Origin of the sequence: Streptomyces sp. NPDC090442 (assembly GCF_044769405.1) — a bacterium.
Classification (GTDB): domain Bacteria; phylum Actinomycetota; class Actinomycetes; order Streptomycetales; family Streptomycetaceae; genus Streptomyces.
On the sequence record NZ_JBIVXW010000281.1, the window covers coordinates 1 to 1,167 of the forward strand.

Here is a 1,167-nt window from a genome sequence, read left to right on the forward strand (position 1 = left end):
CTCGTTCGCGAGGCCCCGGTAGCCGTCGTCGACCTCGGCCTTCACGCCGGGGTGTTGGCGGAACTGCTCAGCGATGCCCTCGGTCCGCATCGCGGGTCGGGTAGCGGCGGCGCATTGCTGCGCCGCCGCCCCCTCAGAACCCGGCGTGCGCCGTTAAACGCACCGGGCTCAAGCAAGCCCCTGTGGGCTCGCGGGCGGGCAGAAGCACTGGTCGGGTGTCGAGTCGGCGTCGACAGTGAGCGTGCACGAGGCTGGGTGCGGCGAGTACGTCCGGCGTTCCCGCTCCGCTGGTGACGATCGCCTGTCGGCGGGCCGCCTTGCGGATGACCTTGAGCCATTGCGCCCACTGTTCTGGGCTCTGAGGCTCGTGGTCGGCGTGCAGCAGGAGTTCCCCGCAGAGCGGGCAACGGCCGTGCTGGGCTTGGAGAAGCCGCAGCCCGGTCGTGCTCAACGGGGGTTTCCGGCGGCGTCGCCGCTGGGTCCAGTAGTCGGCAAGGGCCGGGTCGTCCGGAGACGCCCTGCCTTTGACCATCTGGTGCCGGACGATCTTCGTCCAAGCGAATTTGGCGAGGTAGGCGCCGCTGTCGCGGTCGCCGAACACCCACCGATCGCGCCTGGATCGATTGAACATGCCGAAGTGCCGGTCCACAACCCAGTGCCTCGACTTGTTCGGATGGCTGCGCTTGGCCCACTTGTAGGTGAGCTTGAACGCGTAGTGGTCCAGCTGGGCGTAAGTCCTGCTGGAAACTGCCGTCCGGTAGTAGGCGGCCCATCCCCGGATGATGGGGTTGAGTTTGCCGATCACCGCCTCGGCGTTGGCCCCCAGAAGGGCCCTCGTCTCGGCGGCGAGCCGTTTCCGGATGCGCCGCACGGCCGCTTTGCTCGGTTTGATCAGCAGCTTGCCGCTGCGATACCGGCGGATGTTGAAACCGAGGAAGTCAAACCCGTCTTCGAGGCGGACGACGCGCGTCTTGTCCTCGTTGAAGGTCAGTCCCCTGGATCCCAGCCATGCCGCCAACCGCGCCTTGACCTCTTCGACTTGGGCGCGGGTCTCGCAGAGCGCGACAAGATCGTCTGCTTATGCCGCACGTCGGGTTATGCCGACCGCGGAGGCGAGAGCGTGACGGACCTGCAGTCCAGTTTTTGAAAGTTCAGCATAATCGGCGT

1 protein-coding gene is annotated in these 1,167 nt (G+C 66.6%); it reads right to left on the minus strand.

All coding sequences use genetic code 11. The features are described from left to right. Positions 1 to 133: 133 nt before the first annotated feature. Positions 134 to 1,018 carry a group II intron maturase-specific domain-containing protein gene (locus tag ACIQU6_RS45045; protein WP_403488587.1) on the minus strand — a complete coding sequence of 295 codons (885 nt, stop codon included), beginning with the start codon at positions 1,016 to 1,018 and terminating at the stop codon, positions 134 to 136. Between the last annotated feature and the right edge of the window lie 149 nt (positions 1,019 to 1,167).